The organism is Balneola sp. EhC07, assembly GCF_001650905.1.
In the GTDB taxonomy this organism is placed as follows: domain Bacteria; phylum Bacteroidota; class Rhodothermia; order Balneolales; family Balneolaceae; genus Balneola.
Genome location: NZ_LXYG01000006.1, coordinates 21,389 through 36,224, shown reverse-complemented (window position 1 = coordinate 36,224; position 14,836 = coordinate 21,389). Strand labels below are relative to the sequence as shown.

Below are 14,836 nucleotides of genomic sequence, written 5' to 3'. Positions count from 1 at the left end.
GTCTGACCGATGCTAATTGACTCTTACTTGGTAATTAATTCCCTTTGAGCTCTTTCCCAAGCTCCTGCTTGGGAAAACACATAGGAGCTCCTGCTCCAAATACTGCTTTATAAGAATAACACAAAATAGAGAGATCAATTGGATATCGCTCATGACTGAGAATTTTGTACTTATCTACTCTAAGTTCGATTCTGATTGACCTTTGCTTGGTAATTAATTCGCATTTATTCATATTAGCCTCAATATTTTAAGAATAACATGAAATAAGGAATAAAGAGAATAGAGCTCACTTTACTCTTAGTTGTTCTTCATGCAAAAAGGCTATTTAACAAAATGAATATTCTGTACGAAACAGAGAGATTAAAACTTGAAAATGAATTTGAGGCTACCTTCCTCACTGAAAAGTCAACCGGTAAGACTTTAATGGAAGACGATTTCATTGGTGATCCTAGTTGTGGTCTAATCGATAAAAACAACAAATGGGCAATTGTAGCTGGAGAACATTTGACCATCTGGACACCAAAAAAGTGGAAAAGAATAGATGACGAGAATCTTAAATGGGTGCACTCAATTCGTACTAAGGATTCAGAAAAAGTTGAAGTTTTAACAGATCCTTGGAATAGGAACTCCGCAATTTGGGAAATCAACATTCAGACTTTCGAGTTTAAGAAAATAAGAGACTTCAACGATTATAAAGACAAAGAATATTCAGAGACTGTGAATTGGTAAATGAAAAATAGAACTCGCGAAAGTACAAAAAAATCTATACTCAATACCCTCCGGGATACAGCACATAACCAAACCGTTGTAGCAACTTAAAGAAACGAAATGAATAAAGAGTCCTTCCTTCGGGAGTTTATGGAAGAAGTTTGGAATGAAAAGAATTTTGATAAAATTGAAAAATATATCCATAATCAATACACAATCCATCTTGACCCAGGTGACCTTTGGGAAGGAAAAACACTATCCCGTTTAGAATTTAAGAATCGGATGGAATTAGGTTCGTTCGGGCCATTTCCTGATATGAATTTTGAGATAACTTCCGCAATTGAGGACGAAAATTACGTGGCAGTTACATGGATTTTGACAGGAACAAATTTTGGGAAGATTGGAGAACATCCCCCAACTAAAAAAGCCATAAATACTAAGGGGATTACCATCTATCACTTTAAAGACAATTTGATAAATGGACATACTCAGATCTTTGACAGAAAAATAGTTATGAAACAACTAGGCTTTATATAAACAAGTACAAAGAAAAAAATTCATCTCTTTCCCAAGCTCCTGCTTGGGAGAACACATAGGAGCTCCTGCTCCTAATACTGCTTTATAAGAATCACACAAAGAGAGAGATCACTCCCATATCACTCATAAATGAGATTTTTGAACCTATCTACTCTAAGCTCGATTCATTTTCGGTCAGACAACTTCAAGACCTCCGCCCGATGCTAATTAGTATCAAAAGCAAAAATTGAAGCTTGTAAAACAGAAAGAAATCTATAAATTGGAAAGCCTTAAAAAATCCAAGCTATGTCTAGAAATCTATTTCCTATTACTTTTGCCTTTTTTATAGCCGTTGCTAGTCTTTCATGTTCTAATGAGACTACCGAAAGCACTATAGAAATCTCTTCTCCTGAAAAATTAGATAATGTACTTAATTATTACGTTGAAGAAGGATTTTATCCTTTTATATATGCCCGGTTAGAAGATCTGGATGGGAATGTGCTTTATGAACATGGTACTGTCAACGAAGAGCTATCACCTAATACAGTAGTAGATGGAAACACCTGGATTCGAATTTGGTCAATGAGCAAAATAGTTACTATATCGGTTGTATTAGATCTGGTGGAAGACGGATTTCTGGCTCTGAATGATCCTGTATCAAAATACATTCCGGAATTTGAAGATCTGCAGGTGGCAGTTTCAAGTGAAGGCAACAGTTTAACAGAATATGATTGGGGAGCAAGAGAGCAAGGCTGCCCAATTCAGCTGGTACCGAATGATTCTGTAATGACGGTACTCCATTTGATCAATCATGAAGCTGGTTTTTATTATGCTGTAACTGGTATTCCATGCCTCGATTCATTAGTAGCGGAACAAAATCTTCCCACTGCTAGAAATTCCGATGAACTTATAGACCGAATGGCTAAACTACCTTTGATCCAACATTCCGGTTCTGAATATTTTTATGGAACAAATACTACTGTATTGGGCTTAGTCGCTGAAAGAGCTACAGGTAAGGATCTTAGTCAATTAGTTACCGAACGTGTAACTGAGCCAATGAATATTCAAGGATTACAATATGGGCTTCCTGACAATGAAAATCTTCTTCCGAAGTTTACAGGAAGAGATTCTGTTTTAAGAACGGCAACCAGAGGAGAGTTAGATATATTCGGACCTGATGTACCGGATTATGACCCTGATCATCCTTTGTATTTAGGAGGTGAAGGAATGGTGGCAACAGCTGATGGTTATGCTGATTTTGTTAGAATGCTGCTGCAAAGAGGTGAATTGAATGGCTATCAGTTTTTAAACAGAGAAACCGTCGAAGATATTTATGCGCCACATACCCAACTTGATAGTCCTTATGGATATAATGGGTATAACCTTTGGGTTAGCGGTGATACCATGAGAACAATGAATCAAGGAGAAGCCGGATTATGGATTGGCGGAGGTTACGAAAGCACATACTTTTGGGCCGACCCGAAACGCAATTTTGTAGGTATTATCATGTCTCAGAATAACGAAGTTCACCCACCGGGATATGAAATGAATGATAAGTTTAGAGCTGAGTTATATCAGCAATTTTGGGAGAACGAAAAAAAGAGCGTTAATAAATAGAAGAAATCTGTAGAACTTAACCTGCTTTCTTATTTAGGGATCATGAGAATGAATACTTCAAAAATAAAAGCCCTTAAAATAGCTGGACTTCTTGCATTTATTTCTTATCTGATTCTATTCTATGTTACTGCTTATTTGTTTCAGTGTTTTTGCTTTAATCTAGGTTCTCAAAATCCATGCCCTCCCTGTGATGAATCCTTTTTGGGAGCTTTTAGAACTTTAGGGGAATTTGTGGTTGAATCAAATGGATTAATTTTCATTTCATTCTTTTTAAACAACCTGCTTATTATCGGCTCGGTATTCTTCCTGACTTTCCTTGCTATTTATTTATTAGAGAAAAGAAAACAATAGCTATTCCAAAATAAATTCAAGTCTCCTGCTTTATCGGTATTTATCTGCTACTTAGCTCGATTCATAATCGGTCGGACGGCTTGGAGCCGTCTGACCGATGCTTATAGGAGTTCACTTCGCTGTAGCCCGCCTAACGGTGTAAACAAGCTGATAAATGGTAGAACTTCTCCCCTTTTTGAAATAAAAGTAAAATTCTCCATTTTAGATTACAGCTTTTTAAAAAAATTGGAAGTATGTCACATTATTTCAGTCATATCAGGGAAAAGATGTTCTCCGGAAATAAACCGGGAAGCTATCTGAAATATGCATTAAGTGAAATATTACTGGTAGTGATCGGTATCCTGATAGCAGTTTCAATAAACAACTGGAATGAACAGCGAAAACAAGACAACGCGTTAAAAAATACTTTTTCAGTTTTAGCTGAGGATATCAAAAATGATCGAAAGGAAGCACAATTTATTCTGGAACATTATAAAAGCAGAGAAGACCTCTTCCTCAAAATAATGAATGGCACGATTTCAGAACAGGAAGTCAAGGATTGCCCGGCTTGTCCTTATATAATTACAGGTCGCAGGTCTTTTGTTATCGATAAAAGAGCGTATAATATGCTTCTTAACTTTAAAAGAAACACTGCATCAGATGAAGATACATTGATAGTTAAGATCGTACTTTTCTATTCTAATATTATTGCTGATACCGAAACCATTCGAAATGAAATTCAGGAAAATGTAACCGAAAATCTGGCTTTCTTTCGGGATAATAATGACTGGTTTGCAGATGCTATTCAAAAAAATATCACCGACGATTATATAAATTTTATGCATAAAAGCCCTGCCTTCAGAAATCGCGTGGCTTATCATTATGCTCTTATTTACGAAAACTTCATCCCAACTTTGGAATCATTTTTAGCGAACAGTGAAATCATTCTGGATAAAATCGATGAGAGATATAGTGAGTGAGGAATATGATAATTTTCACTAGTGCTATTTAAAAATATTTTTGGACAAGGTTCGTATTTATCCTCTTTCCCAAGCTCCTGCTTGTGAAAACACATAGGAGCTCCTACTCCAAATACGGCTTCTTAAGTTTCACACAAAGATAGAGAGATTACTCGACATCACTCTTGAATGAGGTTTTTGAATCTATTTCGATTAGCTTATCGGTCGGACGGCTTGGAGCCGTCTGACCGATGCCGTAGAAACGGAATAAATTAATGACCTAACTCAAAAAACTGTCAATCAGATTCTCAGGATGACTGGTTGGAGTAACTGGAAAATCAAACCATTCTTCAATGTCTTTTTCAAGCCCTTCATTATTCAAATAAGAATGTAAAGCCCGGTTTAGCCCTTGTGTGTATGTGATGTGTTCGGTTCCTTCGGGATCTTCGTGCCACAGATCATTTTGAGCAAAGCCCTGAAATTCCGGTCCGGTTATTGTTATACCGAATGCATCCGGATTTTTACCAATCGGGCTGTGAACCGTTGTTGTAAATAGATGCCAAAATCCCGACTGGATACAATTTTTCTCGAATAATTGCCTTACAACCTCCAAAGAGTCAATGGTTTCCTGCTGAGTTTCAGTTGGAAATCCATACATCAGATAAGCATGAACCATAATGCCATTTTCAGAGAAATTATTGGTTACTCTGGTAACCTGAGCTATATCCACTCCTTTTTTCATCTTGCCCAACAATCTATCAGAAGCTACTTCCAATCCTCCAGTAACCGCAATACAACCTGCTTTTGCCATTAATTCGCATAATTCGTAATTGAACGTCTTTTCGAATCGTATGTTGGTCCACCAGGTAACCGACAGGTCTCTTTTTATCAATTCTTTTGACATCGCCTTTAACATTTTTGGCGGTGCGGCTTCATCAACAAAATGGAATCCTGAAATTCCTGTATCCGCTATAATTTTTTCGATCTTATCGACTAAAATTTCAGCTGTTGTATTTTGGTAATTCCCAATGTAATCCAGACTCACATCACAAAAAGAACATTGTCTCCAGTAGCATCCGTGTGAGATCGTCAATTTGTTCCATCTTTTATCTGTCCACATGCGGTGCATAGGATTTACCACATCCAAAAAAGAGACGTATTTATCATAAGGCAATCCTAAATAATTTGGAGCAGGCAAGTCCTGATGATGATGAATAGTATTCGGCAGTTTGTTTTTAAAAACAACTTTCTCATCTTCTAAAACGTAGGTTCTTTCCAGCTCATCTATCTCAACCTTTCCATCCAGATACTCGAGCATTTTCAGCAAAGGCCCTTCCCCATCGTCCAGAGAAATGAAATCAACGATCTCGAAAATTCTTGGATCTTCTAAACTGCGTAATTCGGTATTGCAATATCCACCGCCGAAAGATACCTGAATATCCGGATAGAACTGTTTAATGAATTGAGCGCATCGTAGTGCTGCAAATAAATTTCCGGGGAAAGGAATGGTAAAGCCGATCAGGTTTGGAGCATGGGTCCCGATCTGTTCTTCCAGAATATTCAACATCTCGTCTTCAATAAGCGTAGGCTGATATCTCAAAAATTCGTCTAACTGATCAAAACTACTGGCCGATGTGGCGATCTGTTCGGCGTACTTTGTGAATGCAAAGAACTCATCCACATTCGCTTGAATAAAATCTCCTATCTCTTCAATAAATAGCGTTGAATAATGCTTTGCCTTATCGATGATACCTTCATCGCCGGCTTCCCATTTGATCTCTGTGTTCACGTCCTTCAGTCTATGACCAACGGGTAGAAAATCAGTTTCTAAGATCTCATGAGCAGTTTCGATATCGTTCTTTTGAAGAAACCCAATGACTTTATCAACTCGTGAAATGTATTGTTCTTTCATTTCCCGCATTTCGGGGTAGAGATCATTTCCCAGATCTTCGGCTTCCTGAAAAATGTCGGCCAAGAACTCACCTGTAAAAACGGAAGTAAAAAGCTCAATACTCAGATCACAATGAGAAACTGAAACATCTTGTTCTTCCAAAAATCCTTTCAGATAAGCTGTTGCCGGATATGCCGTATTCAACTGAGTAAAAGGTGGTGTAACTAAAAGGAGTTTGGATTGCATAGCTTAAATATAATGCTCTTTCTTATGAAAGTTTTAAATAGCCTTCTAGACGTTTATTGATAATCTAATCTTTATGTTGATCCGGATCTCGGGCATACGCCGCGAGATGACACATAACCAGCAAATACAAGATGGTCATTAAGGCGGATATAAATGTCCTTCTAGCGTAAAATTAGTTTCGTAAATAGTGCTTAAAACAACCAAAAATATCATCACCACAAGCTTATTTTAGTAGCTTGTCAATAAATTATTGAACACTGGAACTTGAATGTTGGAAATTGGATATTGAATTTTGGCTTTAGCCTTATTTATTCATCGAGATCAGGAACTCTTCATTCGTTTTCGTGCCTTTGATCTGCTTCAACAAGAATTCCATGGCTTCAAATGCATTCATTTGTGTCATATAACGACGAAGAAGCACCACCTTTTCTCTCTCCTCTTCCGCAACCAATAATTCTTCGCGACGAGTTCCACTTCGGAAAACATCAATAGCGGGATACATTCTGCGATCAGAAATACGACGATCAAGAACAATTTCCATGTTACCGGTTCCTTTAAACTCTTCGAAGATCACATCATCCATTCTGGAGCCTGTATCTACCAAAGCTGTTGCCAAAATAGTTAAAGAACCACCATTTTCGATATTACGGGCAGAGCTGAATAGTTGTCTAGGAATCTTCAACGCTTCTGAATCTACACCACCACTCATGGTTCGGCCTCTGTTGCTCGCTTTTACGTTGTAAGCGCGTGCAAGACGAGTAATGGAGTCGAGTAGCAAAATAACATCGTGACCGCTCTCTACCAATCTCTTGGCTTTCTGGAAGGTGATTTCAGCCAGATCGATATGGTTTTCCGGTTTTTCATCAAAAGTAGAAGCGACTACTTCAGCACCTTTAACTGTGCGCTCCATTTCAGTTACTTCTTCAGGTCGTTCATCGATCAAAAGGATTAAGATCTTTGCGTCCGGATGATTAGTTGCCACTGCATTAGCGATTCCGCGAAGTAAAGTGGTTTTACCGGTTTTCGGTTGCGCAACGATCAATCCACGCTGTCCTTTTCCAATCGGTGCAAAAAGATCAATAAAGCGTGTAGAATAATTACTTGGATCAAATTCCATCACATATCGCTCATCCGGGTGTATTGGGAGCATATCGTCAAATTCCTGACGATTATCCATATCACGAGGAATTCGTCCATTCACTCCTTCTACTCTCAGTAAAGCAAAATATCGCTCACCAACTTTAGGTGGACGAATAATACCGATTACACAATCACCGCTTTTAAGCCTGAATCGTTTGATCTGTGAGGGTGATACATAAATATCGTCCGGACTGGCTTTATAATTATAGTTCACCGATCTCAGGAATCCGTAACCATCCGGTAAAATTTCTAACGTTCCCTCATTAAACAGATACTGGCCTAATTCCGGCTCCAGTTCTTTAATTCGTTCTTCCAACGTTTCCGCTTCAGATTCCGGAAGCAGATCATGTTCCTGCTTCTTTTTATTGTTGTTGCGGTTGTTGTTATGGCGTGGCTTTTTATTCTCTTTAGGCTCTTCTTTCTTTTTGTAAGAAACAATGTGTGAGTCGCCACCATAAGTAGCTAATTCGTCATTCTTTTGAGAAGACTTGCTGCCATTTTCTTCTTGGTTCTCGTTTTTTTCCTCTTTTTTAGACTCTTCTTCTTTCTTAGCCTTTTTTGCTTCTTTAGCTTTTTTCTCTTCCTTTGCCTTTGTAGGAATCACTTCTTTGGGAAGCGGCGGTCGTTCGCTCTTAGGTCGTAGCTTTACAGTTATTCCTTTTGGTTTAGAGCTGGAAACTTCACGGATATTATCAATCAATTCCTGCTTCTTAACGCCGGTCACCCTTTTAACACCAATCATTTTGGCGAGGATCTTTAACTCGGGTAATTTCTTCTTCTCTAAGGATTCCAATTCCCCAGCCGTTAGATTTACGGTCTGATTATCTGACATAAAAAATTGTGGATATTATTATTGTATAAATAATGATTCTTACTGAATTTGGGATGAACTACACATTATCGATTTTGGATAATTCCTGCGAAGTTCTATCAGGTAAGGAAAGATTGATGGGACTAACAATTACTAACCCATCGCTTAACTGTACTGTAAAAGTAAAAACTTCCTGTAAAAATAACTAATGAAGTCTCAAATTCCTTTAAAATACTTTTGTAGGAGTTTTCGTCTATTTTTTTTGCTGAAATTTTCTGCTCTATCTCATTAAAAGAGGCTGCCCGCTCTGCATTTAATTCGAAATAGAATTTATGACTTCGTTCTTTAATAGTTTCAATGACTTCAGTCACTAATTTATCTTTCATCAGAGAAAAGATTATGACTCCTTGCTCCCCCCCAAATCCATCCATTGTCTTGAGTGTGGATGTAAGTGCCTGAACGTTATGAGCTCCGCTAAAATACCAATTCTTGTTTTCATCCAGCTTCTCAAACCGAGCCGGAACGCCTTTGAACTCTTCAAAGGCTTCCGCCAGAGCATTTTTAGAAACCGGGAGTTTATCCTCTAAAACTTTTACCGTTTGATAAACTGCAGCAAGATTCCATTTATTAACTTCTTCCAGTAGCCGGGTTTGAACAGAAAGTGATTCATTTTTTAATGAGAATAAGCCTTTATTGAACTCAGGATTTAATTCTGAAGTCTTGATCATTTCTGCATTGTTCACGTTCGCAATCTCTGAAATCACTCTGGAATTTTCATCTGAAATATTTCCCAGTATAACAGGTTTACCTGGTTTGATTATCCCTGCTTTCTCTTTTGCGATCTCCGCTTCTGTTGTCCCCAGAATATCCTGATGATCCAAACCGATGCTCGTTATGATAGAAAGCTCGGAATGAATGATATTTGTGGAATCTAACCTCCCTCCTAATCCGGTTTCAATAATTGCGATATCAACTTCTTCTTTTGCAAATATCCAAAAAGCCAACGCGGTACTTATTTCAAAATAAGTCAACGGAACTTCTTCCAGTTCTTTTGAATAGGATTGGAAAAATTTCAGGATCAGCTCATCATGAACTTCTTCTCCGTTAATTCGAAATCGTTCGTGATATCTGAATAAATGTGGAGATGTAAACAATCCGGTTTTGTAACCTGCTTTTCTGTAAACCGTTTCCAATAAATGACATGTAGTTCCTTTTCCATTGGTTCCTGCAACATGAATGGATGGAAATGAGTTTTGAGGATCACCAATCGATTTACAGAATTTAGTGATATGCTCTAATTCAAAGTTCGATGCTGACGCTCCCTTATCCTGAAATTTCGGGATCTTATCCAGGTATTCCCATACCTCGTTAATGTTGTTGAATGTGTTCATTTAAGGAAATTAAGGATCATTTCATAAGATTCTAAGGTAAGATGAGTATTTGATAAGTTAATTATTTCGTTGACAATTTTAGTATTGATAGTTCAAAAAAACCGCCCTTAGTATTTAAGACGGAGAAGAGAGCATGATGCGTATGCGTCTACGGAGCAGGAATAATTCCTTAAAATGAGGAGCTTAGAAATTATATCTAAAAGAACGAAGATCTTTGGAATTATTCAGCGTAGAGTCAGTGAACCTATGTTAAATACTAAGGGCATACTTATTTCAGCAATATTAAAACTGTAAACGCTGGTTGATGGACTGGATATTCAACTAGAAATGAACCTCGCGAAGATCCTGAAACAAGTTCAGGATGACCTATTAATGTGATTTTGTGTTTATCAAAAAGGTTCTGACATGAAATAATCAGCATCAAAATAATACAATCAAAACCGACCTTTAGAATTATTGGCGAGACAAGAACGCAATGAAATCGACGGCTCCCCAGGAGCAATCATTACACTCAGGCTGATTCTTGAATATGTATCACACGTCCGAAGACCTTTTGTAATGATTAGTCGATGTAATGAAGTTCGCGCCAATAATTCTTGTCGGGAGCTTTTGGTACTTTTGTCGGCACAAAAGTACATAGCCCCAAGAAACTGCTTCTTAGCCGGGCGGGTCTTATTCCTTCCTAAACAACCAAAATCCGTCAGCCGTGCAAAGCCCGACAGACGGCGAAGTAGCTATCCATCACTTCGCTGAAATCGGGATGACAGAGTTGGTGAAAATAATTCTAAAGGTCGTTCAACAAAGCCACTTTTCTTTATACACTTTAAAATCATCTTTTAGCTTCTCAAACACAGAATGTTCGGTTTTGTACAAATGATCATCTACACTAGATACAGACTTCATCTCCATTACTGAATTAGTACAGAAAACAGCTTCAGCACTATAAATATCTTCCAGCCCGAAAGCTCCTTCGATTAACTGTAATTCCGAATCCTGATCAATTAATGTAATTAATATCGATCTGGTTACACCGGGCAAAAGATCGCAATTTACAGATGGTGTTGAAACTTGATTTCCTTTTACCCAAAAAATATTTGAAATGCTTGTCTCGCTGATATTTTTATCAATAGTAAGCATCAATGCATCATTCCCGCCCTTCTTTTTGGCTTCCTGAGTAGCTTTGATATAATTGATGGAATTGCTGAGTTTCACTTTTCTTTCTAAAGCGATGGAAGGAATAGTCGAAATCGAAACTGTTTTTAGATTGATCGAATCCGATCGTTCCGGAATTGATCGATTTGAAATAATGAACCCTGAACGATCAGAAATATCAAAATAGCCTGGACTTCCTTCTCTGAAACATTGAATCCGCACTACAGAATCTTCGTCTTCAAGTTCATTCTCTTCCAATAACTTTTGGATCTCTGACTTTAGTTGATCTTTTGTAAGATTAAGATTCATTTCCAGGTACTTCAAACCGGATTGGAGTCGGGAAAAATGATCTTCAAAATGCAGGAATTTACTTTTGTAGCTTACAAACGTTTCAAAACATCCATCACCATAAGAAACTGCTCTTGAAGTAGCAGGAAGTGAAGCTTCTTCTTCAGGAAACAACGTTCCATTTATATTTACAAAACTACTCATTCGGTGATTTTACTGCTCAATAAACTGTACCCTGCATTCTCCTGATATCCAACGTGAGCGTATTTCAAAGCGCCTTTTTTATCTAATAGTACATAAGAGGGGATTCCGGGAACCTTGAGTTCATTATATAAGGAAGCTCCATCTATGTGCACAAAACCATCTAGGAACTTAGTGTTAGAAATATCATCGGTTGCATCCAGAACCAAAGCTGAGATAACTACCAGCGAATCCGTTTGATCCTGAAGAGTATAGATTTCCTGAAGTAGCAGATCGGATTTTTCGGACCAACTTGACCAGAAAACCACAACAATGTCATTTCCTTTGTACTGATCGATAGAAACAGAATCACTTTCATTAATAAGCAGCAACTGCTTTGTTAGTAAAGAATCACTTTCCTGAATGGCTTCAATAAATCGCTCTTTTTGAGTTTCTTTGTATCTCAATGAAGAAAAAACGATGGCTAAAGCAGTAAGCACAGCTACTACCGCCATAAATGCCGGGAAGTATTTGGTATCTAATTTCATGACCTGAAATTAAGCAAATCTGTCTTCAATGATTAAGCTATTTCAAAAAGAATATTTCTGAAATTACTTGGCTTTTATTACTACAGATGTAAGTGGATCGACTATAATTGAATCCGAATTGATCTGAATCCCTGATACTTCAGATACAGCTTCTGTTCCTGCTTCATCAGAGTCGACCAATACAGTCCCTGAAGAAAAATCAATATTTAAAGAGATCATTCTTTGTTCTGAATCTGCATTCACAATAACATAATAGATCTCGTTTGTAGTAGATTCAGCTTTGAATATCAGAACCAGATCTTCTTCTTTGATGTCTTTACTTTCTATCAATGTTATATTTTCTGAGACTAGCTTTTCATTTCCTAATCGGAATGCATCTGTGGATCTTCTCAAAGCAACAAGACCGCTTGTATATTCCATGGTCCGTTTGTGAATTCCTTCCTCAGTCACTTTATCCCAATCAAACATATTCACAGCAGCTGAAGCGTCGTAGGAGTTTCTTATCAAGTAAGGATATTCAAACTCATCTGCTTTCATAAATTCCCTTTCCGGTGGAGTTGTAGAAAACCACTGTTTGGTTCTCCCGTATTCCTGACCGGCATGTAAAAAGGCAGCTCCCTGACTAGTTAACACAATCGCATTCGCCAACCTGATCCTTTTATGAATTTCTTCCTGATGATCTTTCGGATCTTTTTTGATAGAATAAGCGATCATATCATGAAGAGTAAGTCCATCGTGCACAGTTACATACTGTAGCACATCTCCGGGATCATCTTCAGTCATGTTATCAGGTTTGGCAATTACATTATTGAAGATGTTTTGGATCGATCTTGCACCGCCTGTAACAAACCTTGGCTCGCCTTCAATACCATGACCGGATTTCAATTCATTTCTGATCTCATCCGAAAAACATACAACACTATTGGTTTGATCCATCCAGTCCTGGTCGGCTGGAGTAACAGATTCTCCATCATCTCCGGCAAAGGTTCTCCAGCACTCTCCAACCATAAGAATATCCGGATTGATCTTTTTGGCTTCATCGTATGCAATTTGAATAGTTTCAGCATCAAGATCTCCCATCAAGTCGTATCGAAAACCATCCACTTTATATTCTTTTGTCCAGTAGAGAATTGAATCGACAATCAGTTTTCTCGCCATTGCGTGAGTAGAACCAGGACGTCCTCCTCCATAACTTTGTTTTGCGACACCCTTCGCATCCATGAAATGATAATAGCCGGGAATGATATCTTCCAAAAATTCCAGTCTGGCGGTGTGATTATAAACCACATCCAAAGTAACACCCATTCCTTTTTCATGGATGCTTTTAATCAGTTCTTTCAATTCTTTGATTCGCAATTCCGGATCGGTTGGATCGACGGAATACATTCCTTCCGGAGCAAAATAATTATCGGGTCCATAACCCCAGTTATAGTTTGCTCCCAATTCATAGTTCAAATTTCGCTCCCGGTCTATTTCATCTGAATAGGTGTAACTGAGCACGGGAAGCAATTGAATATGAGTTATTCCAAGATCTTTGATGTAATCAAGTCGCTCAGAAAATGCATCGTATGTTCCATAAGGAGCTTTTGTTTGAATATCAGGATCTACGGTAATATCCCAAACATGAGCTTCCCAAATAATGGCGTCTTCTCTTTTTTCATATCCTTCAATTTGTGCGAAGTCTAAACTTGGTCCTGTAGAAGATTGATCTACAATTGCGCCCCTGGGAGTAAAAAATGTCTTTCGTACAGTTTCTGCCATTGATTTGGCATAGGGATCCATTACTTCTTTAGTTACTCCGTAATTAGTTACAGAATAGGTGTAATACTTTCCCTTCAGATTTCCCGGAACAGAAGTATGCCAGACGCCCTTCTCTTTTTTACTTAATTCAACTGTTTCATATGGTTCTTCATCCAATCCCTTCTCATACAAATTCAGAACGACGTTTGAAGCAAGTGGAGCCCATAATTTAAAGTCCGTTTTGTTCCAATTATAGAATGAGCCTAATTCCCCATCATATGTATAAAGCTTATCAATAGCTTTCCAGTGAGGTTGAGCCTGTTTTTCTGTATCACCGACTTTAACTATATATTTTTTAGTGAAATCTAATTTAATATTAGTTTTTATCGAGTACTCAGTGGTTGAAACTCTGAATGGCACTTTAGTAATTCGATCAGAATCATTATATAATTCAATTTTCAAATGATGATCCTCATCAACCTCTCCTGCAAACTTTACAGAAATAGTGTATTCGTCTTCAATAAAAGCAGAAAAAATCTCATCATTTTCCTGACTATATAAGCTACCTGAAAAAATTAATGCTATAATAATAGAGTAGAGTGCTTTCATTTTAAATAAGGTGAAATCAGGTTGAGTTTTTTTCCTTGAGAATCTCGATAGATCAGAAAATCAGAGTCGGTGGTAAATATGTCTGAATCCTTTTGCTCTTCGTACAATACAAGAAGACTTATATCTGCTAATGAGGTTTTCAGATCATTGTACTTGTTTATTTTTTCGAAGACTGCTTTTGGATTTGAAGCTATAGCGGATCGCACTACCATCATGCCACTTTCAATCATTCCTGATATTGAATCCAGAACTTCAGGTAAGTTATTTGTCAGAAACAGTGTTTCAGTTAAAACAGCTTCACAGGTTATAAATCTGAAATCATCTTTACTAAGCTCTATTTTCACCCATTGATGAAATTGATCCCTTTCTCTGAATAAAGCAACAAGAGGTCCTGTATCAAGAAAGACTGTCTTTGCCAAAATCTTCCATGTATTTAGGATTTGTAGAGAGGTCTACGGGACCGTCTTTGATTATCCCCACATATGGAGCCAGTTTTTCTAATGTTGATCCCGGTTTAGCTACGACCTCGTATTCTGTAACCTGTTCATTTACAGCATTCATTACGGCTTCTTTTTTAGAAATACCTTTTCTTTCAGCAAGTAATTCGATCTTCTGCTTTTCCTCGGGAGTTAACTTCATCCCAAACCAAACAATATCTTTGTCTTTCTTTGCCATAATGATCACTTAAAATAATAGTTGCAACCAATTTA

The 14,836-nt window shown here is 37.7% G+C and carries 13 protein-coding genes; 5 read left to right on the top strand and 8 right to left on the bottom strand.

Annotation, left to right across the window (positions count from 1 at the left end; genetic code table 11):
- Nucleotides 1-333: 333 nt before the first annotated feature.
- From A8B79_RS03200 to A8B79_RS03180, 5 genes are all read left to right on the top strand, one after another.
- A complete protein-coding gene (locus A8B79_RS03200; RefSeq protein WP_066217886.1) occupies nucleotides 334-729 on the top strand; it encodes a hypothetical protein in 396 nt (131 codons plus the stop codon).
- A gap of 99 nt (nucleotides 730-828) precedes the next feature.
- Nucleotides 829-1,245 (top strand): ester cyclase, encoded by a 417-nt coding sequence (locus A8B79_RS03195; protein ID WP_066217884.1) that lies wholly within the window; start codon nucleotides 829-831, stop codon nucleotides 1,243-1,245.
- A gap of 285 nt (nucleotides 1,246-1,530) precedes the next feature.
- Nucleotides 1,531-2,841 (top strand): serine hydrolase domain-containing protein, encoded by a 1,311-nt coding sequence (locus tag A8B79_RS03190; RefSeq protein WP_066217882.1) that lies wholly within the window; start codon nucleotides 1,531-1,533, stop codon nucleotides 2,839-2,841.
- A gap of 48 nt (nucleotides 2,842-2,889) precedes the next feature.
- The gene (locus A8B79_RS03185) at nucleotides 2,890-3,192 is read left to right on the top strand and encodes a hypothetical protein (protein ID WP_153038335.1); all 303 of its coding nucleotides are present in this window, start codon (nucleotides 2,890-2,892) and stop codon (nucleotides 3,190-3,192) included.
- A gap of 233 nt (nucleotides 3,193-3,425) precedes the next feature.
- Nucleotides 3,426-4,151 (top strand): DUF6090 family protein, encoded by a 726-nt coding sequence (locus A8B79_RS03180; protein WP_066217878.1) that lies wholly within the window; start codon nucleotides 3,426-3,428, stop codon nucleotides 4,149-4,151.
- A gap of 259 nt (nucleotides 4,152-4,410) precedes the next feature.
- Here A8B79_RS03180 and A8B79_RS03175 read toward each other — a convergent pair whose 3' ends face one another.
- The 8 genes from A8B79_RS03175 to A8B79_RS03140 form a co-directional block, all read right to left on the bottom strand.
- Nucleotides 4,411-6,267: a B12-binding domain-containing radical SAM protein gene (locus A8B79_RS03175; protein ID WP_066217876.1), complete on the bottom strand. Its 1,857-nt coding sequence runs from the start codon at nucleotides 6,265-6,267 to the stop codon at nucleotides 4,411-4,413.
- Nucleotides 6,268-6,571: 304 nt separating this feature from the next.
- Nucleotides 6,572-8,239 (bottom strand): transcription termination factor Rho, encoded by a 1,668-nt coding sequence (gene rho / locus A8B79_RS03170; RefSeq protein ID WP_066217874.1) that lies wholly within the window; start codon nucleotides 8,237-8,239, stop codon nucleotides 6,572-6,574.
- A gap of 122 nt (nucleotides 8,240-8,361) precedes the next feature.
- On the bottom strand, nucleotides 8,362-9,609 hold the full coding sequence (locus A8B79_RS03165) for a bifunctional folylpolyglutamate synthase/dihydrofolate synthase (RefSeq protein ID WP_066217872.1): 1,248 nt from the start codon (nucleotides 9,607-9,609) through the stop codon (nucleotides 8,362-8,364).
- A gap of 795 nt (nucleotides 9,610-10,404) precedes the next feature.
- On the bottom strand, nucleotides 10,405-11,253 hold the full coding sequence (locus A8B79_RS03160; protein ID WP_066217870.1) for an aminotransferase class IV: 849 nt from the start codon (nucleotides 11,251-11,253) through the stop codon (nucleotides 10,405-10,407).
- Nucleotides 11,250-11,777: a TlpA family protein disulfide reductase gene (locus tag A8B79_RS03155; RefSeq protein WP_066217868.1), complete on the bottom strand. Its 528-nt coding sequence runs from the start codon at nucleotides 11,775-11,777 to the stop codon at nucleotides 11,250-11,252. The genes A8B79_RS03160 and A8B79_RS03155 overlap by 4 nt, the downstream gene beginning before the upstream one ends.
- Before the next feature lie 63 nt (nucleotides 11,778-11,840).
- On the bottom strand, nucleotides 11,841-14,126 hold the full coding sequence (locus A8B79_RS03150; RefSeq protein WP_066217865.1) for an alpha-amylase family glycosyl hydrolase: 2,286 nt from the start codon (nucleotides 14,124-14,126) through the stop codon (nucleotides 11,841-11,843).
- The gene (locus tag A8B79_RS03145) at nucleotides 14,123-14,545 is read right to left on the bottom strand and encodes a type II toxin-antitoxin system VapC family toxin (protein WP_066217863.1); all 423 of its coding nucleotides are present in this window, start codon (nucleotides 14,543-14,545) and stop codon (nucleotides 14,123-14,125) included. Before A8B79_RS03145 ends, A8B79_RS03150 begins: the two co-directional genes overlap by 4 nt.
- Nucleotides 14,523-14,801: a hypothetical protein gene (locus tag A8B79_RS03140; RefSeq protein ID WP_066217861.1), complete on the bottom strand. Its 279-nt coding sequence runs from the start codon at nucleotides 14,799-14,801 to the stop codon at nucleotides 14,523-14,525. Before A8B79_RS03140 ends, A8B79_RS03145 begins: the two co-directional genes overlap by 23 nt.
- Nucleotides 14,802-14,836: the final 35 nt, after the last annotated feature.